This window comes from Picosynechococcus sp. PCC 7002, assembly GCF_963860125.1.
Classification (GTDB): Bacteria; Cyanobacteriota; Cyanobacteriia; order Cyanobacteriales; family MRBY01; genus MRBY01.
Genome location: NZ_CAWLFA010000001.1, coordinates 1,017,191 through 1,039,952, shown reverse-complemented (window position 1 = coordinate 1,039,952; position 22,762 = coordinate 1,017,191). Strand labels below are relative to the sequence as shown.

General features: G+C 50.0%; 16 protein-coding genes. 3 read left to right on the top strand and 13 right to left on the bottom strand.

The features are described 5' to 3' along the window. Positions 1-12: 12 nt before the first annotated feature. Positions 13-861: a formyltetrahydrofolate deformylase gene (gene purU / locus AACQ84_RS05115; protein WP_012306633.1), complete on the bottom strand. Its 849-nt coding sequence runs from the start codon at positions 859-861 to the stop codon at positions 13-15. A gap of 92 nt (positions 862-953) precedes the next feature. Here purU and AACQ84_RS05110 point away from each other — a divergent pair, with 92 nt between their 5' ends. Beyond that, positions 954-2,399, top strand: coding sequence for a RecQ family ATP-dependent DNA helicase (locus AACQ84_RS05110; protein WP_012306632.1), 1,446 nt, complete (start codon positions 954-956; stop codon positions 2,397-2,399). Positions 2,400-2,448: 49 nt separating this feature from the next. Next, positions 2,449-3,129, top strand: coding sequence for a potassium channel family protein (locus AACQ84_RS05105; RefSeq protein WP_012306631.1), 681 nt, complete (start codon positions 2,449-2,451; stop codon positions 3,127-3,129). On the opposite strand, the gene AACQ84_RS05100 is transcribed toward AACQ84_RS05105, so the two are convergent. Continuing rightward, complete coding sequence (locus tag AACQ84_RS05100; RefSeq protein WP_223209930.1) at positions 3,126-4,724, bottom strand: cation:proton antiporter; 1,599 nt, start codon at positions 4,722-4,724, stop codon at positions 3,126-3,128. The genes AACQ84_RS05105 and AACQ84_RS05100 overlap by 4 nt on opposite strands. Positions 4,725-4,865: 141 nt before the next feature. Here AACQ84_RS05100 and AACQ84_RS05095 point away from each other — a divergent pair, with 141 nt between their 5' ends. Further along, on the top strand, positions 4,866-5,999 hold the full coding sequence (locus AACQ84_RS05095) for a beta-ketoacyl-ACP synthase (RefSeq protein ID WP_041443806.1): 1,134 nt from the start codon (positions 4,866-4,868) through the stop codon (positions 5,997-5,999). Positions 6,000-6,027: 28 nt separating this feature from the next. Here the strand turns inward: AACQ84_RS05095 and AACQ84_RS05090 are convergent, their stop codons facing one another. The 11 genes from AACQ84_RS05090 to yidC form a co-directional block, all read right to left on the bottom strand. Continuing rightward, positions 6,028-6,888, bottom strand: a complete 861-nt coding sequence (locus AACQ84_RS05090; protein WP_012306628.1) for a restriction endonuclease — start codon at positions 6,886-6,888, stop codon at positions 6,028-6,030. Between the two features lie 90 nt (positions 6,889-6,978). After that, on the bottom strand, positions 6,979-10,695 hold the full coding sequence (gene bchH, locus AACQ84_RS05085; protein WP_012306627.1) for a magnesium chelatase subunit H: 3,717 nt from the start codon (positions 10,693-10,695) through the stop codon (positions 6,979-6,981). 59 nt (positions 10,696-10,754) lie between these two features. Further along, positions 10,755-12,194, bottom strand: a complete 1,440-nt coding sequence (locus AACQ84_RS05080; RefSeq protein WP_041443413.1) for an isochorismate synthase — start codon at positions 12,192-12,194, stop codon at positions 10,755-10,757. Positions 12,195-12,582: 388 nt separating this feature from the next. Continuing rightward, positions 12,583-13,674: a Get3/ArsA fold putative tail anchor-mediating ATPase NosAFP gene (locus tag AACQ84_RS05075; RefSeq protein WP_012306625.1), complete on the bottom strand. Its 1,092-nt coding sequence runs from the start codon at positions 13,672-13,674 to the stop codon at positions 12,583-12,585. Positions 13,675-13,770: 96 nt separating this feature from the next. Then, positions 13,771-14,136 (bottom strand): Hpt domain-containing protein, encoded by a 366-nt coding sequence (locus AACQ84_RS05070; protein ID WP_012306624.1) that lies wholly within the window; start codon positions 14,134-14,136, stop codon positions 13,771-13,773. A 5-nt stretch (positions 14,137-14,141) separates the two neighbouring features. Then, a complete protein-coding gene (locus AACQ84_RS05065) occupies positions 14,142-17,924 on the bottom strand; it encodes a response regulator (RefSeq protein ID WP_203414987.1) in 3,783 nt (1,260 codons plus the stop codon). A gap of 283 nt (positions 17,925-18,207) precedes the next feature. Beyond that, positions 18,208-18,711 (bottom strand): SH3 domain-containing protein, encoded by a 504-nt coding sequence (locus AACQ84_RS05060; RefSeq protein ID WP_012306622.1) that lies wholly within the window; start codon positions 18,709-18,711, stop codon positions 18,208-18,210. 82 nt (positions 18,712-18,793) lie between these two features. After that, positions 18,794-20,290, bottom strand: coding sequence for an AAA family ATPase (locus AACQ84_RS05055; RefSeq protein ID WP_012306621.1), 1,497 nt, complete (start codon positions 20,288-20,290; stop codon positions 18,794-18,796). Positions 20,291-20,393: 103 nt separating this feature from the next. Then, entirely contained in the window at positions 20,394-20,894 is a 501-nt protein-coding gene (locus tag AACQ84_RS05050) for a YceD family protein (RefSeq protein ID WP_012306620.1), read from the bottom strand. Positions 20,895-21,006: 112 nt separating this feature from the next. Further along, positions 21,007-21,498: a Jag family protein gene (locus AACQ84_RS05045; RefSeq protein WP_012306619.1), complete on the bottom strand. Its 492-nt coding sequence runs from the start codon at positions 21,496-21,498 to the stop codon at positions 21,007-21,009. 6 nt (positions 21,499-21,504) lie between these two features. Further along, positions 21,505-22,671 (bottom strand): membrane protein insertase YidC, encoded by a 1,167-nt coding sequence (gene yidC, locus AACQ84_RS05040; protein ID WP_012306618.1) that lies wholly within the window; start codon positions 22,669-22,671, stop codon positions 21,505-21,507. Positions 22,672-22,762: the final 91 nt, after the last annotated feature.

Here is a 22,762-nt window from a genome sequence, read left to right as displayed (position 1 = left end):
CAAGGGAGGATTTTAGGCGAAGACGGCGGTGCGGTTGCCGTAAACTAAAACGCGATGTTGCAGGTGGAGGCGGACGGCGCGGGATAAAACGATACGTTCTAAATCTTTGCCTTTGCGAATTAGATCTTTCACGTCATCCCGGTGGCTGACCCGCACCACATCCTGTTCGATAATCGGCCCTTCGTCGAGATCCTGGGTGACGTAGTGGGCCGTGGCACCAATGATTTTTACACCCCGGTCGTAGGCGCGGTGGTAGGGTTTCGCCCCTGCAAAGGCTGGTAAAAAGGAATGGTGGATATTGATCACCTGGTTAAACTTGCCAAGAAAATCTGGACTAAGCACCTGCATATATTTGGCGAGGATCACCAGATCGATGTTGTATTCTTGCAACAGGGCCAATTGTTTTGCTTCTTGTTCTGCTTTTGTGGCTTTGGTGATCGGAATGTGGTGAAAATCAATCTTAAATTGCTGGGCGATCGCCTCTAGTTCCTGGTGATTGCTGATGATTAGGGGAATCTCTGCTTTGAGTTCTTTTGCCTGTTGTCGCCAGAGCAGATCCAGCAAACAGTGATCCTGTTTGGTGACCCAAATGGCCAGCCGGGGAACCTGATCAGAAAAATGTAAGCTGTAGGTCGCCCCCAACGGTTTGGCGATCGCCCCAAAAGCGGGTTCAATCACTTCCCGTGGCAGGTTGAATCCGTCTAGCTCCCACTCGATGCGCGTTAGAAATAAACCAGCACTGAGATCCGTATGTTGATCGGCGTGGATAATATTGCCGCCATTGGCGTAGATAAAGTTGGCAATTTTCGCAACCAGACCTTGTTGATCCGGACAGGACACTAGCAGAGTAGCAGTGGGCATTGCTTTTGTAGATTCTTAAAGGTTCGCAAAACTCCACTATTGTACGGGTTTCGCCTTGAAAATAAACGGTGTAGCGAGAATCTCACGGGAAAATGACACAGACTTGGGCGCAGGTGCAGCACACTTTCCAGCAAATTTGGGGCTATGACGATTTTCGGCCGCCCCAGGATCAAATTGTTCGCAGTTTACTCGCCGGACAGGATGCTCTCATTATCATGCCCACCGGCGGCGGCAAATCCATTTGTTTTCAACTGCCAGCAATTCTACAAACGGGCCTGACTCTAGTGGTTTCTCCCCTGGTGGCCCTCATGGAAAATCAGGTGCAAGCTCTCCAGGAAAAACGACTCTCGGCCCGACTCCTCCACAGTCAGTTGTCCAAATTAGAGCGGCGGCAAACCTTGCAGGCAGTAGCAAAAAATCAGTTGCGCTTGCTTTATCTATCGCCAGAAACTCTTTTAAGTCCCCCGGTTTGGGAAATTTTGATTCAACCCCAGCTCAAGGTGAATGCTTTAATCCTCGATGAAGCCCATTGTCTGGTGCAGTGGGGAGATACCTTTCGTCCGGCCTATCGCCGCTTAGGGGCTGTCCGTCCCGCCTTACTGCGCCACAAACCCAAAGGCACAAAAATGGCGATCGCCGCCTTTACCGCCACCGCTGATCCCCAAGCCCAGAAGAGTATCAGCCAAACCCTCCAGCTCAAGAGTCCCAAAAAATTTGTCCAGAGTCCCTATCGCCCCAATTTACAGTTAGCGAGCCGCACCGTTTGGAGTCCCAAGGGCAAACGAGACCAGTTGCACCGATTGCTACAAACCAATGCCAAGGCGTCGGGGTTGATTTACGTCCGGTCGCGGCGGGAGGCGGAAACCCTAGCCATGACCCTGGGGCAACAAAATTATCAGACAGCGGCCTACCATGCGGGTCTTAGTCCAGGCGATCGCCGCCAACAGGAAAAAGATTGGCAAACGGGGCGCTTGCAATTTGTCGTTTGTACTAACGCCTTTGGGATGGGTATTGATAAAGCTGATGTGCGCTGGATTCTTCACTACCATCCCCCTAGTCTGCTGGCGGAGTATCTCCAGGAAATTGGTCGTGCCGGCCGCGACGGTAAAAAAAGCACAGCCCTAAGTTTGGTCAGTGAACCCACGGGCCTTTTAAACCCGGAGGATAAAAATCGCACGCGCTTTTTTCAACAAAATCTCCAAAAGCAGATCCGCCACGCCGCAAAATTGGCCCAGACCCTACCTCTCCAGGGCAGCATTTTAGAACTCGATCACCAGGCAGAATTAAGCCTAGGGATTTTACACAGCACCGGGCAACTCCGCTGGCGGGATCCGTTTACCTACGAACGTCAGCCAACCTTAGATCCGAAAGCCTTCACGATTCTGAGACAGCAACAAATCCACGCCGTTCGCCAGCTACAAACCTTTTGGCGACAAAAAACCTGCCGCTGGCAATTTTTAATCGACAGTTTTGGTTTCCATGACCAGGCCAAAGACTTCCGCTGTGGCCATTGCGATCGCTGTCAGAACTCTTCATGATCAAGGCAAAAGGCGATCGCCTTTTTTCCAGTTACCAAGGAGAAACCCCATGTACGTTTTAATCGGTGGTGCCGGGATGATGGGACGAGATCTCGCCAAAACCCTCCAGCGGATGAACCACACCGTGGCGATCATTGATACCGATGCCGCCGCCTGTCAGGATGCCCGCGAAAAAATTGGTGTCATGGCCTTTGAAGGAAGTGCCGTTAAAACCAGTGTCCTCATCGAAGCTGGCATCCGCAAAGCCAACGCCGTCATTGCCACGCTCCGAGACGATGCTCTCAATCTGGCCTTGGTAACTCTCTGCAAACACTATGGTGTCCCGCAAATCATTGTCCGGATGCGCGATCGCGACTTTATCGAGCCCTACAAACTCGCGGGGGCAACCCACATTATCAGCACCACAGAACTGGCCCTCAATCGCGTGGTCAATGCCATCGAATATCCCGAAGTCGATGCGATGATGCATTTTGAGCAGGGTCAAATCGAAGTTTTAAAGCTCTCGATTCCTGAAAATTGCGCCATTGTTGGCCGGAGCGTCGCGGAATTAGCCCAGGATCATCGGTTTCCTGCCGGGACATTGGTGATTGGCTACCAAGCGCACCCCCACGAAGAATTACAAATCCCCAACGGCAGTACACTCCTAGAAAGCGGTTCGACAATCCTAGCTGTCACCAAACCAGAACTGGTACACCAATTAGTGGACTTTATGGGGTTATGTGTTGCCTAGGGATCTCGCAGGGCCAGAATTTTTTGGTTTAACTCCTGTAAGTACGGCCGGGCCGTCTCATCACTAATTAAGCCCTTGAGAATTGCTTCGTTAATGGCACTTTTTTCCGCGAGAAAGAGGCGATGGCGCAAGCCTTCTAAATAAGCTTGGTTCTCAAACTGGCTTAACTTTTGGGTGAGGCGTTGATTATAAAGTCCCCGTAACTCTTCCTCGGCGTTGGCAATGCGGGCTTGGTAACTGGCAAAGAGTTCTTCGTAGAGAAATTTCGGCAAACTGCCACTCTGCAACAGTTCCTTGAGTTCTTCCTGGGCAGATTTGGCGGCGATTAGATTGAGTTGCAAATTTTCGAGGTGTTGGCGGACGGGGGAAGGCTTGGCGAGTTGGAGCTTTTTCACGAACCAAGGCAAGCTCAAACCTTGACCAATCAGGGAAACTAGGACGGTACTAAACACGAGGGTAATCACCTGCGATCGCCCCTGGAGGGTTAAAGGCAAGCCGAGGGCGAGGGCCATGGATAAAGAGCCTTTGACATTACCGAAAATGAGTACGTGCTGCCAGCGGAGGGGCAAGGGACGGTCAAAAAATTTCAGCACCGACAGCAGAGGATAAATCGAACAAATTCGCCCCACTTGATAGGCCACCACCGCCAGTAAAGCCGCCGGAATTGTCTGTAACAACGATAAAGGGGCGACCTCAATCCCCACAAACAAAAAAATGAAGGTATTCACTCCAAATCCCGCATATTCCCAGAAATTCAGGAGCGTAATCGTCACGGAACCGGAACATTCTCGCAGCGCCACGTTGCCGATCAAAAGTCCCGCGATCAACACGGCGATCGCACTAGAAACCCCTAGGGCCTGACCAATTTGAAAGGTGCCCAGGGAGACCGCCACCGTCAACAAAATATTACTGAGGGGATCATCCAATTGCCGGAACAGACCAATGCACAAATAACCCAGACCCAGGCCCAGCAAGCCACCCCCCACAAAGGCAATTAAAATTTGTTCAACCCCTTCCCCGACGCTAAACGAGCCTTGCAGATGAATGGTGGTCACAATATTCAGTAGAACAAGGGCAATCCCATCGTTAAACAAACTTTCCCCTTCCACAATGGTCGCCAGTCGCCCCGGTACTGGCACCGTCCGAAAGGCCGCAATCACCGACACCGTATCTGTAATCGTGAGGATCACGCCCACCGCACAGGCCGTTAGCCAAGCTAAATCTAAACTGACCTTCAGGAAAAAAGCGGTGATCGTCGCCGCCAAAAGCACCCCAGGCCCCGCTAAAAGGGCAATCGGTTTAATGGTGCTGCGCAAACGACTGATATCAGTATTGATCGCCGCCTCAAAAATTAGAATCGGCAAGAATAAATTGAGAATAACCTCAGGATTCAAGCCAATGGCATCGGAGAGAATTTGTTTGGGGATCAACAACCCTGCCAGCACCAGACCAATCACGTAGGGAATCCTGAGCCAGCGGGTCACCAGTGCCACGACCGTCGCCACCAACAGCAACAAAATTAAAGTATTCACCAATCCGGTAAAGGCATTGGCCGGCAAAGAAACCGCTTGTCCGAACAGGAAGATGTGGCGCACAATGATCAGGGGAGGATTGGGCACGGTGGTAAGTTTCCTTGGTGAGAATAATCGGTTGCAACATCCTACGGTAACGGCGATCGCCAGAAATCGACAGGCTGACGCAAAATTTTTGATGCTTAGTGACGGGATATTGATATGGTGCGGGTAGTGATAACGGGCCTGGGTTTACGCTGTGCCCTGGGCGATCGCCACCAGGCTTGGCAAAAATTACAACGGGGAGAAAGCGCGATCCAATTGCGGCAACCGTTTCGGGATTTACCCGTTATTCCGGTGGCGATGTTGGGGAAAGAACCTATAGATTTAGAAATTTTGCGGCGATCGCTCGTTGAGGCGACCCTCGTAGATGCTGGCCTAGAACCGCCTTTAGAACATTGCGGGATTGTGATCGGCTCCAGTCGGGGCTTTCAGGGGCAGTGGGAAAAGCTGCGGTACGACGACCAACAAGGACATCAGAGGGGATTAGAGAATTGGTTAACTTATTTACCCAACCAATTGGCGATCGCCACGGCCCAGCAAGTCGGCTCCCAAGGGCCAGTTTTAGCACCGATGGGGGCTTGTACCACCGGATTATGGGCGATCGCCCAGGGCTTTGAACTTTTGCAACGGGGCGATCGCCCACAGGTGTTAGCCGGAGCAGTGGAATCTCCCGTCACGCCTTTGAGTATTACGGGGTTCCAGAAAATGGGGGCTTTGGCGACGACGGGCTGTTTTCCCTTTGACCAACGGCGAGAAGGTTTGGTTTTAGGGGAAGGGGGGGCGATCTTTCTGCTCGAAACCCTAGAATCGGCCCAGCAACGAAACGCCAAAATTTACGGCGAAATCCTTGGCTGGAGTTTTACCTGTGATGCCCACCACATGAGCGCGCCCCAAGGTAATTATCAGGTCGCAATGAAGGCGATCGCCCAATGTTTAGATTGGGCTGGCCTGGAACCCGAAAATATAGATCACATTCATCCCCACGGCACCAGTACCCGTTTAAATGATCAAGCCGAAGCAACGATGATCGAAATGCTATTTCCCCACCGTCCTTTTGTCAGTGGTAGTAAAGGGGCAACGGGTCACACCCTCGGCGCATCGGGAGCTTTGGGGGTTGCGTTCTCGCTGTTAATGTTGCGGGAGCAACGGCTTTTTCCCTGTGTAGGCTTAGAACAATCAGAATTTGACTTAAATTTCGTCATGAAAGCCCAGAATACTCCACTCCGAAATGCTCTTTGTTTTAGCTTTGGGTTTGGTGGCCAAAATGGGGCGATCGCCCTTCAAAAATATTTTTGAGGGATTCAGAATTTATGTACCAAACTAATCAAATCTTGGTAAACCACTCGGCATCAACATCGACTGACTCAATCAAATTGATTTTGACCCCTAGGCCAAGTTCTTTAAGTCGTTGAACTAACTGCTCACCATCTATTAAATCAATGGGCGGTGCACCATCACGAGTTGCTTCTTTGATTGCGTCTCGCGTAAAAGTTCCTGTTGTAATCATCAAGCCTTTATCAGTTCTCCCTTGCATTGCGCCTCGGAAATCTCGGATTTGACTTGCCGTCACTGAGCCTTGATAGCGCTTGCATTGAAAGAGTACATGAAAACTCAGAAATCCATTAATTCTTGCAATGCCGACCCCATCAATTCCCCCATCCCCTGATTTACCTGTAACTTGTACCTGAATAAAACCAGACTCACGCAGCAACCGTTGAGCTAATCGCTCGAAGGCGGCGGGGTCTAATGACAAAAGAATTTCGTGAAGCTGTTGATGCCAAGTGCTTTCATCTAAATTTTCCGTAGTTTCAGTTGATTGGTTTGGTAAATCTATCGAGGCTTTATTCTTCTTGTCTACTTCTCGAACAAACCTAACAACTTCCCTAGGATCGAGATCGTCGGGGTTGATCGTCGTTGAGGTTAAAGACCAAACGCCCCGTGCTGAATTTTCTAAAAGACCATATTTTTTTAGATAAGTCCGACTCCATGCCAGTCTATATTCGACTTCACTCTGGGATGTGTTTACATGAATAATTTCAAGAATCTGATCTGGCAGATTTAATAACTGGATGACCTGTTCATAAATTTCTTCAATGGTGCCAGAGCCTCCTAATGTTTGCAGAGCTTGAACAGTAGGAACCAGCAAAGCATCAAAAGTAGGTACTGGGGGAGCTGAATGATTCATAAAAAGCGTGTACTAATTTCTATGTCTATGATCAACACCCTAAATCTTAAGGGATTAAGTTTCTTACAAATCTTTGAAATCTTGTCTCAATTAAGTTGTAATTCCTTCTAAAACATCGTCCGTAAGGTCATAAAGATCACTTAGTTTTTGCAATTTTTCATCGGAAGCTTCCCAGAAACCGCGCCCATGGGCTTCCAACATCCGCCCGACAATATTCCGAAAAGCTTCGGGGTTCGCATCTCGCAATTTTTGCGCCATCGTTGCATCGAGGGCATAGGTCTCTGCGGCTTGGTCATAGACCCATTGATCCTGGAAATCGACTGTGCCACCCCAACCGATTAAAGCTGTCATTCGCTGGGAAATTTCATAGGCTCCCCCAGACCCCTGATCGGCCATCGCCTCAGCCCACTTGGGGTTGAGCAGTTTTGAACGGTACTCCATGCGCAGGACTGATTCTAATTTGCGAGGCGTTGTATCTTTTGAGAAACTTTCCACAAAGCTGGCTGTCACCGTCTTGCCGCTGGCATTTTCCGCTGCTTTTTTCAGACCCCCGGTATTGGCGTAATATTCCTGGATATCTGTGAGACCATATTCTACCGAGTCAATTTCTTGCACAAGGCGATCGCCTGTTTGGAGTAATTTTTTCAAGACCTCCGGGCGTGCCTGACCCTTATCATTGCGGCCATAGCTGTATTGATTGCGGCCTTCCCAGGTTTTCGCCAGTTCATCGCTGTTGTCCCAGTTGCCTTCGACGATTTGATCATTCACCAGGGAGCCAAAATCCCCGGCAGGATTGGAAAACAAGCGGGCGGTGGTATTTTCGACTCCTTCAGCCTGGAGTTCGAGACTGTGTTTGCGGATAAAGTTTTGGGCAGGATCTTCGTCTACGGTGGCGGCCCGGTGGAACAAATCATCGAGTAGTTCAATGATGTTGACAAAACTATCCCGGAAAATGCCCGACAGATTCGCCAAAATATCAATGCGAGGGTGGCCGACGACTGCCAGGGGCAATAATTCATAGCGGACAATGCGCCCCGTCCCTTCCTTAATCGGTTCTGCCCCCACCAACTCCAGCAGAATCCCCAAGGATTCTCCCTTTGTTTTAATAGCATCCAAACCCCAGAGCATCACCGCCACCGTTTCTGGATAATTGCCCGTTTCCTCAAGGTGTTGCTGGATGATTTTTTTGCCAATTTCCCGACCGCGAGCATAGGCCGCCGGAGAAGGCATCCGGTAGGGATCGAGGGCATGGATATTGCGTCCGGTGGGTAAAACGCCCAGACCATCCCGCAGCAGATCGCCCCCAGGGGCCGGGGGAATATATTCGCCGTTCAAACCCTTAAGCAAATTGGTCATTTCGTCGTCCGTTTGCAAGAGGCGATCGCCAATTTCCCGTGCTTCTGCCAAAAGTTCCGGTTGATTGCAAGTAATTTCCTGCTCTCCCTGGGCGACCTGGGTGAGGACATTTTCTGGCAGGCGATCGCCAAAATAGGCCGCGAGGTAACTTTGGATAATTTCGGGGCTGGGTTTTTCCCCCAGGACATGGAGACCAGAGGAAAAGAGACGTTGCTCTAGGGTTTGTAGGTATTCATAAATGTGGACGAAATAATTTTGGAGGGCGGTTTTGCTGAATAAGGGGGCATTTTCGACCGTAAATTCGCTCCCCTGCTCCTGGCCTACTGTAAATGGACAATCTTCCGGCAGGCCCAGATCAACAATTTTTTGAATAATATCCGGGCGGAGAGCGTCATTTTTCTCTGGATCTTCGCGATATTCCCCAATCAAATCCCGCAGCACCAACAGTTCTTTGTATAAACCGGCCCGACCATAGGGGGGCACATTGTGGGAAATCAGGGTGCCGTAACCGCGCCGCTTCGCCAAAATCGACTCTGAAGGATTATTCGCCGCATAAATATATAAATTTGGCAGATTTCCCAACAAAATATCCGACCAAGAATAGCTGGTATTTCCTAGGGGCGAACCGGGCAGCCATTCCACCGTCCCATGCATCCCAAAGTGAATCAGGGCATCGGCGCGAAATTCATTTTGGAGCCACTTATAAAAAGCAGCGTATTGGGGATGGGGCGTTAGATCTTTCTCGAACATCAACCGCATCGGGTCACCGGAGATACCCAGGGGCGGCTGCACGCCGATCCACACCTTCCCGAACTGGACGCCCCCCACCTGACATTTGCCGCCAAAGGTTTTTAGACCCGTATTCGTTAAACTTTGCCATTGTTTTTCAATTTTCTGGGTCAGAAGATAACCCAACCAACGATCCATGGTTTTGAGATCGATATTTTCCAGGGTCTGCTGGGGTGCCAAGGCAGGATCAAGGCGGTAGGCTTCATCAGCCGCTTTCACCAAACGAATAATTTCCTCCCCATCTTCTGGAAAATTCCCCACGTCGTAACCCTGAGCCTGGAGCGTTTTGAGAAGATTGACCAAACTTTTGGGGACGTTTAATAATGCCGCTGTGCCCGTCGCCCCGTAGCCTGGCGGAAAGCCATAGAGCAAAATGGCCAGTTGGCGATCGCCTGGGGCCGTATTTTTCAGACGAATCCAATTTTTTAGCCGTCCTGTGAGTCGTTTTATCCGTTCGGGGATCAAGTAAATATCTTCCCCGACGAGGCCACCGAGGGGAATCGTATCAATCGCCCCATCCAGTTCTGGCAGGGCATAGAGCACCACACTTTGGAGGCCGCCAATCCCTTGTCTCGTCCAGGAATGGAGGTCTTGGATTAACAAGGGAGCCGCAACGAGGTAGGGAATATTTTTCGCTGTGAGGATACTTTTCGCCACTTCCACTTGCCGCCCTGCCTCCATGGAACCGGCAGGGCCACCCACCAGGGGAAACCCAATCGTTGAAACAATGCCTTCAACCCTAACCGCATCGGCTTTGAGAGATTTAATGGCCACCTGGCCATGGAGCCTTTGATGCTGTTCATAGTCGGTGGTCAGCCAATCCCGGACGATTACATGGGCTTCAACACCGTTGATAAAAATCGGCAGGGGCACCAACCCATCAGCTTCAAATTTGCGAATCAGTTGGGGAATGTAAGGTTGCTTGGTGACAACGTGTTTGCGGTAGAGGAGGACGGCAACGACGGGGTTTAATTTTTGCTCTGGAAAGATTCGGTGATGCCAATCGAGGTAAGCCTGGGGACTGAGAAAATAGCCATCATGGTCAGGATGGAGCAGACCCAGGTTCGGCGTTTCTACCACAGCCGGCAATTCCCCGATTTCTAAACCCAAATAATTTGCGGCGATCGCCCAACACATGGCCGCCACATTGTCCGTTCCGCCCGCATTCCAATAGCCATAGATAATCAGCCAATTGCGCAGATCTTGAACTTTTTTCGCGGGAATATATTTCAGCAGCTTCGGCCCAGTCTTGAGGAAACTCAGATAGCCAGCGAGCTTATCCTCTTCTTTGCTGTTGGTGAATTTGCTCAGGATAAATTTAATCGGCTTCGGCATCCCCTTGGGTTGCTCCCCGATGATGAACTTACCCAACCGAGTCAGGGCCATCAGCTCCAGGGCCGACTCAAACACAAGACGCACCGGAATATTTTCGACCCGTTCCCGCAGCCAAATCACCTGGTCATAGTCAAAAATCAGACTCGCGAAAAGAACATCGGCCCCCTGTAAAGCTTGGACCACGGCATCCGGTTGACTGACCAAATCCCGGTCGTTAAAGGTCAACACCTCCAGGTCGGGACAGCGGGCGATCGCCTTTTGGGCAGCATCCCGATACAAGCTGGCATTAAACGCTTCAAACCCGGTGATGATCACAATGCGCTTCATGGGAGCGGCCTTTACTTTCCGTTACACTGCGATCTTAGCAACTTTTCCTGGGGGAAAGTTCAGGTCAGGGCTTCCAAAAGGGAGGTCAATTTTAACTGGACTTCGGCATATTCCCGTTCCGGCTGGGAACCGGCGACAATTCCGGCCCCACCGTAGAGTCGCGCATGGTTACCCCGAATTAAGGCCGACCGAATCGCCACGATAAATTCACTATTGCCCTGACTATCGAGCCAACCGATAGGAGCGGCATAAAGGGTACGGTCAAAGGTTTCTGCTTGGCGAATTTCCGCACAGGCGATCGCCCTGGGGACACCGGCCACTGCTGGTGTTGGATGTAAGTGGGCTACTACCTCTAGGGGATGAATTTGCGGCGGTAGGATTGCATGAATCGGTGTCCAGAGGTGCTGAATATTAGAAAGTTTAAGGAGCTTACGGGGAGCCGCCTGGGGATCGAGACCAAGGCTCTGGAGTTGTCCTAGTAGAAAATCTGCCACGGCCTGGTGTTCCCGTTGTTCCTTTTCACTGTGGAGTAGGCTTTTGGCGAGACGCTGATCTGTGAGCAAAGATTCCCCCCGGGGGGCAGATCCGGCGAGGGCATCGGTCACCAATTGTCCCTGTTGTACCGCTAACAACCGTTCTGGACTTGCGCCGATAAATGTGTCACCCCGCTGATTACGGAGGGAAAAAACACAACAGTCCGGGTGGCGATCGCGCAGATTATCCAGGGCATGCACCACATCAAAGGCTTGATTGGCCGTGACATCGAGGGCATGGGCCAGAACGATTTTACTGAGTTTGCCTTGGTCAATGAGTCGGAGGGCTCGCCGGACAGCCTGGGTAAATCCCGTTGAGGCGGTGCAGACAGTGCCCCGAATCCCTAGGGAAGGGACAAGTTCCTGGGGCAGAGTCGCGAGAAACTGGCGCAATTGCTGAGCGATTTGGCGTAAGAGGGTGCGCTGTTGGCGATCGCCATTGAGCACTAAAAAATAATCCCGTTGGTGTTGCACCAGTTGCAGTCTAGGAATGGTGACCAAGCCAGCCGGAAAAGGCGCTTCGGGGGTTTGGGCACTAAAAAAAGTGAACCCACAGGAAAAGTAGGGAATCGGAACGTTGATATTGCGCTGAATTCTCGGTTGCCAATGGGTAATAAATTGCTGGGCTTGGCGAAAACGATCCTCTCCCTGGGGAACTAATTCGCTTAGGGTGCCAAAATTGAGGATTGCCCGTTGCTGTTGGCGATTTTCCCAATAGAAGTGATTGAGGGGACTGGGCAGAATTTGTTCAATGGCCCGGAGCACCACTAGACTATCCACCGCTGGAATTTTAGTGATTTCGCTGACAATTTCCCCAGATGGTGCGGGGGTTCTTTGGGTGAGCCATTGTTGCCAGGTTGATGGGGACAGTTGACGCCGTTGGCAGGAAGCTCCCATTCCCTCCCCCAATGCCGAACCGTGACTTTGATCCGGCTCTAGGCGATCGCGCCAAAGCGTTTTTCCCACAATTCAGATCCCTCTAGGACGATGGACAACGAAAAACAAAGATGTGCAATCAGTCGATGGTGCAGTCACTCAGGCCAGCAATGATGTCTTCCCAGTGACCATTCAGCTGTAGCGGGCTACCACTCCAGAATTTTACAATCAAGACCTCAAGCTTATTTTATGTATGGTAACGAAACGCAGACTAACTTCATAGGTTCCGGGCTTGATTTGGCCGTGCTTTCCGGAAAAAGTCCCCTATTTTAGACATTTTTTACTTTTTCTTAAGTTTTTTCTTGATTTATTGGGCATTCTTTCATTTTATGCTTCCCAAAAGATTGCTCCAGTATGGTTTCTGGAGCGGTTGTTTTCGCCATCAGCAATTTCTTGCAAGGGACTCTCTCCCAAGCAGTTACAGAGAAATAATTAGATATTGATTTTGGAATTTTGCCCCCTTTACAGGAGCACCTTTGAGGGGAGGCGGCAGCAGAATATTACGCCGTTGATCCCCTGCTTCGATGGTGATTTCGGGGCCATATTGGGTGAGCTTAACCTGTTTTTTGTCAAAGGTGGGGAGGAATACTTTCACCTGACGGGCAGCGGTATCGATGATCAGGGGCCGAGGAGCCTGGGCCGCTTGGCTAAAGTCAGGCAGATGGGAAATGAGGTCTTCCCAATAATCAGCCTCTACTGTGGGTAGGGCGGTATTCGTCAGGGGTTCAAATTCAGGGCCAACATCTGCATCGCTACGATTGACGATGACACCACCAACGGTCACATTCACCTGCTGGGCACTGCCCCAGAGATATTTCGCTTTGGCGATCGCCCCAGCACTGGCATCGGTGACGAGGTATGCGGCGAAACGGTTGGGGTCAGCCATCGCTTTTTTGCCTTCATCGAGGACTTGGTTTGCCTCTTGGGTGGGTTCAGCGGCAAAGTTATCAAACGTCCAGGAAACATTTAAAATGGCGCTGGTCACGGGTTGAATAAAAGGTGAAACGGCACGACCCAGGTCAGAGGCTTGGAACACTTCCCGGAAGCGGCGGATGTACCAGCTTAAAATTTCGGGAGTGCCTAACAATCGTAGGGTATTGAGGTCGCCATCACCGTCAAAGATAATCACATCGTACTGGCCGCTTTTGTCGTAATCCCAAATTTCCTTGAGGATCACGGCGCTATCCATCCCCGGCAAAATGCCTAATTCCTGACCATAGACATTCTTTAGGGTGGGCGATCGCAGATATTTTGCTTCTAATGCTTTGACCTGCTCCCAGCCGGATTCGAGGGCGGCAGTGGCCATGATCTGCACGGCATCGAGGTTATTTTCGAGGTTAATGGGACTAAAGCTCGGTGACATCCCCAGGGCGATCCCCCAGGCGGGGCTTGGATCTTGGCCGATGAGTAAAACCCGCTTACCTGCTTGGGCATATTTTTTCGCGGCGGCGATCGCCACAGTGGAACGACCGACCCCACCTTTACCAAGGAATGTCAAAATAAAAGCCATAGTTCTCCATTGCACAAAACGATGATCTAACAAAAATTGTAGCGATTCTGCTGGATTATCTTGCGAGGCTATTTTGAATTAGTGCTAGGACTCCGCCTAAGCCATTAATTGGGTCAGTTTAATAGTTAGAGCAGCGGCGATCGCCTGATAGTCTTGCCCTAGCTGCTGTAAGAGAGTTGCCACGAGAGGCCAATCTTCGGCATGGGCTGCCCCCTCTAGGGCCTGGCATTGGCGAGCAAATTGCTCCATTTGAAATAGCCGACTACTGGATTTGAGGGTGTGGGCATTGCGCACAAGCTCCGCCTGATTGTGTTGTTCGTAACCCGTCTGCATCGCCGCAATCAGTAGGGGCGTATCTCCTAAAAAAGTTTCAACGAGGTCTTGCAATGTTGCTAAGTCATAGCTGACCATCTCAGCTAATTGTTCTAAATTGACTTCGTCGGCAGCGGATGAAGAGGCCATAGACTTTAATCAGAAGAAGACTGGGTAGTGGAGAGGGACTGATGGTAATGGTAGGCGACCTTTAGGGCATGGAGGAGCTTTTTTACTTGAATCGGTTTACTCAGGTAATCGTCCATCCCCGCATCTAGACAAACTTGGCGATCGCCTTGCATCGCATTGGCGGTCATGGCAATAATCCAGGGACGCTTCCCCTGGGACTGGGGCGACCGGGCATCACGCTGGCGAATTTGTCTGGTGGCTTCGAGGCCATCCATCGCAGGCATTTGTACATCCATCAAAATGACATCATAGTTATCGCTTTGTAAACGGCTCAGGACTTCGAGGCCATTGGTCGCCACCTCTACACCATAGCCGAGGCGGGCCAAAATATTGAGGGCAACTTTTTGGTTCACAATATTATCTTCCGCCAACAGAATCCTGAGGGGGTAGGCTTGCCCCAAGGTCGCATCAAAGGGAGAGGCAGGCTCCCTGGCCGTTGTGGGTAGGGCCTCGGCGATCGCCAGGGACAAGCAATGGTAAAGGGCCTCTTGCTTGATGGGCTGACGTAATTGGAGCTGCTGGGAGATGGCTGGATAATGAGTCGATTCGGCAGTACTGAGGGGCGGGGCGATCGCCACAATTGCCAGGTCAGGATTTTGACTAGATTGCTTAATTTGTCGGAAAAAATCTGCGGAAACAAGATCCGTTTTCATCTCCATCATCAACAGATCAATGGAACGTTGATGCAAGATATCCAAAGCACCGGAGGCCATGGTTGTATGGGAAACTGCTGCTCCAGTTGCTGTCAATAAATGGGAAATGCTGCGGGCAAATAAAGGACTCGGATGGAGGATCAGGAAGTTTTTCTCCTGGAGTTGGGGCGGGAGTTCGTGGAGGGTGATTTCTTTTGCGGAAATCGGGGCAATGGTAAAGGGAATTTGCGCATAAAATACCGTTTGCCGCGCCACGGATTGGAAGATTTTTGGCGGATCAGGGGACATTTCCTGGGGAAATTGACCAGCCATGATCCCACCACTTTCGACCCAAAGTTTCCCCCCCATCAACTCCACCAGTCGTTTGCTAATTACGAGACCCAACCCCGTCCCACCATAGCGGCGCGAAGTGGAAGCATCCCCCTGGCTAAAGGGTTGGAACAACCGGGTCATCTGCTGCGCCGGAATGCCGATCCCCGTATCTAGGATCGCAAATCGCAGGCAGACTTGATCCCCGTCACCCGTCGCTGTGGGGACTTTTTGTACCCAGAGGGAAACGTCACCACGATTGGTAAATTTGACGGCATTGCCCAAGAGATTGAGCATGATTTGTTGAAAGCGCGTCACATCTCCCATTAAGTGGTGGGGCACATCGGGATCAAGGATATAGCTCAGGTAAATGGGCTTGGCGATCGCCCGGGTAGACATCAAATCTAAACAGTTTTCCAAACAGGTTTGCAGGTTAAAGGGCTGCAACTCTAACTCAAATTTTCCCGATTCAATTTTCGAAAAATCCAGAATATCGTTAATGATCGCGAGGAGGTTACTGCCACTATTACGAATAATGTCGATAAATTCCTGTTGTTGGGCCGTGAGGTCTGTATCCCTGAGAAGTTCCGCCATCCCAATCACGGCATTCATCGGCGTCCGGATCTCGTGGCTCATGGTCGCCAGAAACTCGCTTTTGGCACGGTTGGCTTGTTCTGCGTCTTCCTTGGCAAGCTTCAGTTGGATTTCGGCTTCCACTTTGTCTGTAATGTCGGTGATTGTGCCGACAATGCGGTAAGGGTTGTCCTGTTCATCTTTGAGGCACTTCGCTTTACTCAAAATCCACCGGTATTGGCCATCACAATGGCGTAGACGATGGACGTTTTGATAACTTGCGGTCAGTCCCTGGAGATGGTTTGTCATGGCGGCCTGGGCTTGAGCTAGATCATCAGGATGAACGAGATCGGCCCACATTTGGCGACCTGTGATCCGAGGCTGTAGGTTGGATTCTTTGTAGCCCAAAAGACGAAACCAAGACCGGGAGCGATAAACCTGATCTGAACGGAGATCCCAATCCCAGATACCGTCATTGGTAGCGGCGATCGCCAACTCGTAGCGTTCTTCACTCTGCCGTAATTGCTGTTCAATCAGTTCCCGCTGTCGTACTTCTTCTGAGAGGGCTTTGGTTCTCGTTTCTACCTGTTCTTCGAGGTTGAGGGTTGTCGCCTGGATCGCCTGGAATTGTTGTCGTAGGGTATTGAGCATCACCTCAAAGTTTTGGCTCAGACGATTAAATTCACTGATATAGCTCTTGAGAGGAAGAATCGGTTTCTGCTGCCGCAACTCCTCTTGAATATCGGCGGTCATCGCACTCAGTTGATTCAGCGGTGCCGTCAGCCAACGACTCATTTTTTCCGCCGTCACCACTGCCAACAACAGCAAAATCAGGACGATCATCAGACTGCGAATGTAGTAACTTTCCAGGGCATCCATATCCTCCGCCAGTCCCATGGTCAGCCATAACTGAGCCGGAAATACACTGCCTTCTAGGGGTTGAACAATAACTCCAAAGGCTTCTTGCCAGCGGGCGATCGCCGATTTACCGATGACAGTCTCCGGTAAGGAAATAAACGTTTGACTAAGTAAGGGTTGGTTATCCCGTGCGTCATACCAAGTCCAGGGCTCCCCCGCAGCGATCTGTTTGGCAGAATCTGCAATCACGAAATCATTTGTCTGGGTTGTGGCGATCGCCCGGAGCGGATATTGTCGTACCGCTTGTAGTTTTCGTTGCAAAAAATCCGCTAAAAAATCAACATTTACATCAAGATAAAACGAACCTAAATTATCCGGAATTTCTAAAAGATAATCGATATGTAAGTGATCTTTTTGTTGATTTATGGCAGCAACAATCCCATCTTGTAAAAACGGCTTACTTTGTCGATAATTTTGCAGTGCTTGATTCGTCTCTTCTGTTGCTATATGTTGGATAGAGTCAGCTTGATTATCCAAGGCAATAATTGGATTTCCCGTTGCATCAAATACTTCTATATAAGCGAGTTCTGGATAAACTCTTTGCAGCCCTCTGAGAACATTATCAAGCCTGCCCAACGGAAAATCATCCTGGGCAATACTGTTAATAGCGTATTGGCTTGCCTCTAAATAAGCAGCTTCCCAAAGTTTTAATTCTGTCGTCAAAGACTGGTTAGATGTGACTAAAACATCATGAATATCCCGTTCAATTGTTTCAAATCTTTCTTGGGCAGTTAAAATCATCAACGTCAAAATAGGAAAAATCACAAAGGCCAGGAGGACGTCAAAGGCAATCTTTTGGAGTGAATTTTCTCGCCGATAACGCCGGGGGAAGACTCGCAGTAGAAAAGGAAAATAATTAATAATTAAACTAGCAATTTCGGCATTGAATATCCCATTTACAAATTGTTTTAAAGCAATAGTTATTACGGCTTGGGCATCCATTTTTAAAATCAAAAAATAAATGCCGAAAATCAGAACAGCACCAACTGTCAACCAATAAATCGCGTCATAAAAAGGAATATTGATATTGCGGCGTTTTTTTTGCCAAAAGAAGCTCACAAAAAGAACTTCTCCAATAAAAATAACCATGGCATAGGGATGATGCCAGATAAAAAATGTATGCACACTGGCGATCGCCCCAGCGATGATCGCCCAAAAAGGCCCATAGAAAAATAAAATTATCCAAACTGCAATAGAACCAAATAAAAAGTCAATACCAAAAAATAAGCTTAATTTAAAGTAATTACCCAGGTAGCTAACGACGATCAAAGTTAACAATAACCAAGGGTACTCCACCTTTAAATTAAGGAGCTTGGATACAACTTTATTGAGTGTTTTTTGGAACTGAAACAGCATCACACTCAGAGAATTCTATTAAAAACTTTATAATCATTAATCTTAATAATGCTTGCCATCTAATATCAATCAAACGATATGATTCTTGACTAAGACAACGAAGGCATCCGGATTCTTTTTTACTTTTTGACTAATTTGTCCGGCGATCGCCCTATCTACCTTAAAGGCCGTTTTTCCTAAACTGACGATCAAGGGAGGCTTGTCAGATATTCTGTTTGCCTAATTAATTGACCTTTTGGAGATTGCCCGCTTTTACCCAAGCTTCTGTACCGTTCGCTAGGCGAATTTGCTGCCACACTTGATCGTCACTCATGCCGAGCACCGTTACCTCGGCGTTATAATCAACACCCCCCAAGCGAGCGGAGTCTTGGGAAGGCTCTGCCCGTAAACTTAAGCCACTCGACCAAGTGACCGTCGCCTTATAGCTATCCGTCGATGTTTCAGACACCTCTGGTTCTGGGGCTTCCTCTTCCTCTGCTTCGGCCTCGGTTGCCTCTGGATCATTATTGGCAGCGGTGGTAGTGGGTTCAGGCTCGGTCTCCTGGGATTGAGGCGATGTCGGGGTGGTTTCTGGGGGATCAGCGACGGTCTCAGAAAACACCGGTTTAGGCGGGGCAGCGGCCATGCGGTTAAAGAAATAATAAGCAGCCCCAACACTGCCTACCGCCAACAGAAATACCCCAAGGATAAAACCAAGAATAAATTGAAAAAGATTAGAAATATTCATAAAATCTGCTCTCTGACCGGGACACCAACAACATCAAAAGAACGGCCCATAGAAAGCATTATAGTTGACCGTTCCCTGGGTCTTAGGGGTTCAAAAAATTTTGTTGTCGTGAGGCGAGGCGAGCCTTTCCAGAGGTCGCCCAATGTTGCAAAAACTCGATTTGCTCTTTCGCGGTGCGCGCCAGGGGAATGATTTGGCTCGCGGCTTCTAAAATGTCGTCGGTGGTGAAGTCTCGATTTTGGCTAAAGCCCAGGTGCATGGCCTCGATCAAGGTTTGTTCAATTTCAGCTCCAGAAAAATCAGGCGTTTCGTAGGCCAAGCGCTTTACATCGTAGTTTTTGAGGTTATGGGGCCGCAGGCGGGAAATATGGACATTGAAAATTGCTTCCCGTTCGGCCTGGCTGGGTAAGCCCACAAAAAAGATTTCATCAAAGCGGCCTTTCCGGAGCATTTCGGGGGGCAGGGTGTGGATTTTGTTAGCCGTAGCGACCACAAAAACAGGACTTTGTTTTTCCGCCAACCAAGTAATAAAAGTGCCAAAGACGCGACTGGTTGTCCCCCCATCGCCTCCCCCATCAGCCCCAGCAAAAGCCTTATCAATTTCATCAATCCAGAGGATGCAAGGGGCAAGGGCTTCTGCGAGCTGGATCATTTGCCGGGTGCGGGATTCGGATTCACCAACCAATCCGGCAAATAAACGTCCCACATCAAGGCGCAGCAGGGGTAAATGCCAATGGTGGGCGATCGCCTTGGCGGTGAGAGATTTACCTGTGCCTTGAATGCCGACGAGCAACAGTCCCCGTGGGTGGGGCAGACCATATTCCCGTGCTTTTTCACTGAAAGCTCCCCCCCGACGTAATAGCCATTCTTTTAATCGGTCGAGGCCGCCAATGTCAGAAATCTGCTCCGTGGCCGGATAGAAGTCCAAAATTTGCGTTTGACGAATAGACTGGCGCTTTTCAGCGAGGATAAGTTCTACGTCTTCTGCTTGGATTTGGCCATGGTTCGCCAGGCTCAGGGTAAGCACACGGCGAATCCGTTCTAGGGAAAGTCCCTGGGCGGCCCGGACTAATTCATTCAGGAGTTGGGCTTCGGGGGTTTGGCCGACACCCTGGAGAAGGCGTTCAATTTCGGTGCGGATTTCATTCGCGGTGGGCAGGGGAAATTTCACGATGGTGAGTACCTCCGCCAGATCTGCCGGAATTTTTATCTCTGGGGCCACAATCACAATATTTTTCGGTTCTGCCTTGAGACGACGGGCAAGGTTACGCAATTTCCGGGCGATCGCAATGTCTTCGAGGAATCGCTGAAAATCTCGCAGGATAAAAATGCCACCGATATTGGGGGGGAGTTTTTCGATAAATTCGAGGGCTTGGAGTGGATTCCGTTTACCAAAGCCGGTGTTATTGGGGTTGTCCTGGTAGCCATCCACAAAATCCCAGGTGTAGACCGTCCGCTGTCCTAGGTTCGCGGCACATTGGGCGATCGCCCCTTCAACCCGCTCTTCTTCGAGGGTGGGGATATACAACAGCGGATAACAGGCACGGAGAAGGAGGCTAAATTCTTCGCGGAAGGTCATAGGTAAAGCGCTTTCAGCACAGGGCAACTCAATTAATGTTTAAGCTTAGGGGGAAATTTCCCTAAAACCAAGGGTCATCATCCTTGTGCGACTGCCTCTTTTGCTAGGAAGAGAGCTGTTGTTTGAGGTCAGCCAGCTTGGCCCAACGGGCATCAATTTGCGGCGTCGCATCGTCTGGGTTCGTTTCTGCTCCAGGACAACGTTGGGGATCGCAGACTTTCCGCAGGGGCATTTCTAAACAAAATTGTTCATAGAGCCAGGTTTCTGGTTCAAAGTAGCCATGGGGATCTAAAGATTCATCCAAATCTTCCAGGCTGACTTCCCGTTCTGCGGGGAGATCTTCGCCAAGGTTACTCTGGAGCCAAATCAGTTCGGTGCGGTCTACGGTGAGGCGGATATTGTAATGCTGGAGGCAGCGATCGCAAGTGAGGGTCACAATCGTTTCGGCCTGGGCCGTGACTTCGAGGTAAGTTTGACGGTGGGCGATCGCCATTTCACCCCGCACCGGGGTCAAGGTCTCCAAATCCGCGAGGGTTTCCGCAAAAGCAAATTGCTCCTGTTGTTGGGGGGCCTTTAATAGTCGGGGAATAAAAATCCGATCCATCACCTCAAACCTCCGATGACGCGGCATTTATCAGCCCCATCCTACCGTAAAACTCCCACAAAAAAGACGGGACAAAGCCCGCCTCTTGGGAAATATTCAGGGTGAAGCCCCGTTATTGAGCCAATTGCACAATGAGTTGGCGGTGGGGTTCTTGACCTTGACTTTCGGTTTTTAGGAGCGGAAATTCCTTAAAAAAGCCGTGCATTTGCCGCCGTTCCGCCGAGGATAAATCGCCAATCGCTTCTGCCTCCCCCGTGGCTTGTACCCGGAGGGCAATTTCAGTGGCGATCGCCTTGAGTTCATTGAGGCGGTTTTCGCGGTAGCCCCCTAGATCAACGGTGAGGGGATATTGCTCCTCCTTCGGCAGATCGTGGTTCAGGGTGATGTTGGCTAAATATTGCATCGCATCGATTAAGTGACCGCGATCGCCAATTAATTTTTCCCGCTGGGCCTCAGATAGTGCTTGGTGATCAATGGTCAACCAGAGAGAATCTTCCCCATCAAGGCCTTGTTTCACCGCCGCAGTAACCGGAGCCGGAAGCGCCATCAACTCAAGCAGTGTCGCCAGCCAGGTTTCACCCTGTTGGATTTTGGTCTCGTTCATCTGCTCTTAACCTGAAGTTTTCTCTTTTTTCTTGCTACCTTTGCGCTCAAAGGGAAGCTTGTCGCGCCCTTTCTCCGACTTCTCCTGTTCATCCACTAGTTTCTGGAGATTTTCTGGTAAAGGTTCCTTCGTAAGGATGAACGTCTGTACCGTTTGGAACGCGTTGGCGATCGTCATGTACATCAACACCCCAGCCGGTAGTGGGAAAAACAAGAACATCCCTGAGAAAATCAACGGCGTAATTTTGTTCACCGTTTGTTGGGCCTGCTGCTGTTGATCGCCGCCGCTGTTGTTATTGCTGCTGGGAGCGCCCCCAGAAATAGTCTGGTTAATGTAAAGGCTCACCCCAAAGAACAGCACCATACCGAGAATATCCCAGTGGATACCATCGTCACCATTGACCCCAATGCGGCCTAGGGCTTCAATGAAGAGAAATCCTTTATCAGCGGCGATCCCCGGCACAGTTACCTGGATGCTGACATCCCCAGGCGCAAGGGCCACGAGGGAACCATCGGGTTGAATCTCTACTCGTTCTTGACCTTTGGTAACTTCAAAGCTGGGCTTGATGTTACTGTCTGGATATTCGGCAGCCAGGGCCGCAAAGTCCTTCCCGGAGTCACTCTGGAGAACAAATTGGGTAGTTTCTCCAACACCGACTTTATTCCCAGCGGGTAAAGACAAGGTGATTGGGTAATGGATACCGCTATCAAAATAAACATTTTGGGTTTTAACATCGACCGCCTGGGGCTGTACCTGCTCCATTTTCTCGCTGGGGAGAATTTGCAGATTAGCGGTGTAGTTGATGTTGGCAAATGGCGATCCCCGCAGGGTAGCGAAGAGGGCAAAGAGGATGGGCATCTGCAACAGAATCGGTAAACAACCGGCGAGGGGATTCCCAAATTCTTTGTAAACCTCTGACATCGCGGCTTGTTGCTTTGCCGGGTCATTTTTGTAGCGCTCTTGGATTTCCTTGACCCGTTTTTGCATTAGGGGCTGGGTAATCTTCGTGCGTCTCATGCTGCGGATCGATTTGGCGCTTAGGGGATAAACGGCAAATCGAATCACAAGGGTCAGGGCGATGATTGCAAAGCCGTAGCTCGGCACAATGCCATAGAAAAAATCTAGGATTGGCAACATCACGTTGTTTGATAAAAATCCGATCCCAAAATCCATGCGTCTGAAGTTCGTCTAGCTATGAGTTGTTTAAGGGTTAGTTTATCGGGTTTAGTTCTTATTTTTAATGGTTTCTTTTAAAAAAGCGATG

Bases quoted from the DNA above. Each gene is read 5' to 3' on its own strand.
- purU (WP_012306633.1), bottom strand. From the start codon at position 861: ATGCCCACTGCTACTCTGCTAGTGTCCTGTCCGGATCAACAAGGTCTG.
- AACQ84_RS05110 (WP_012306632.1), top strand. From the start codon at position 954: ATGACACAGACTTGGGCGCAGGTGCAGCACACTTTCCAGCAAATTTGG.
- AACQ84_RS05105 (WP_012306631.1), top strand. From the start codon at position 2,449: ATGTACGTTTTAATCGGTGGTGCCGGGATGATGGGACGAGATCTCGCC.
- AACQ84_RS05090 (WP_012306628.1), bottom strand. From the start codon at position 6,888: ATGAATCATTCAGCTCCCCCAGTACCTACTTTTGATGCTTTGCTGGTT.
- bchH (WP_012306627.1), bottom strand. From the start codon at position 10,695: ATGAAGCGCATTGTGATCATCACCGGGTTTGAAGCGTTTAATGCCAGC.
- AACQ84_RS05075 (WP_012306625.1), bottom strand. From the start codon at position 13,674: ATGGCTTTTATTTTGACATTCCTTGGTAAAGGTGGGGTCGGTCGTTCC.
- AACQ84_RS05070 (WP_012306624.1), bottom strand. From the start codon at position 14,136: ATGGCCTCTTCATCCGCTGCCGACGAAGTCAATTTAGAACAATTAGCT.
- AACQ84_RS05060 (WP_012306622.1), bottom strand. From the start codon at position 18,711: ATGAATATTTCTAATCTTTTTCAATTTATTCTTGGTTTTATCCTTGGG.
- AACQ84_RS05055 (WP_012306621.1), bottom strand. From the start codon at position 20,290: ATGACCTTCCGCGAAGAATTTAGCCTCCTTCTCCGTGCCTGTTATCCG.
- AACQ84_RS05050 (WP_012306620.1), bottom strand. From the start codon at position 20,894: ATGGATCGGATTTTTATTCCCCGACTATTAAAGGCCCCCCAACAACAG.
- AACQ84_RS05045 (WP_012306619.1), bottom strand. From the start codon at position 21,498: ATGAACGAGACCAAAATCCAACAGGGTGAAACCTGGCTGGCGACACTG.
- yidC (WP_012306618.1), bottom strand. From the start codon at position 22,671: ATGGATTTTGGGATCGGATTTTTATCAAACAACGTGATGTTGCCAATC.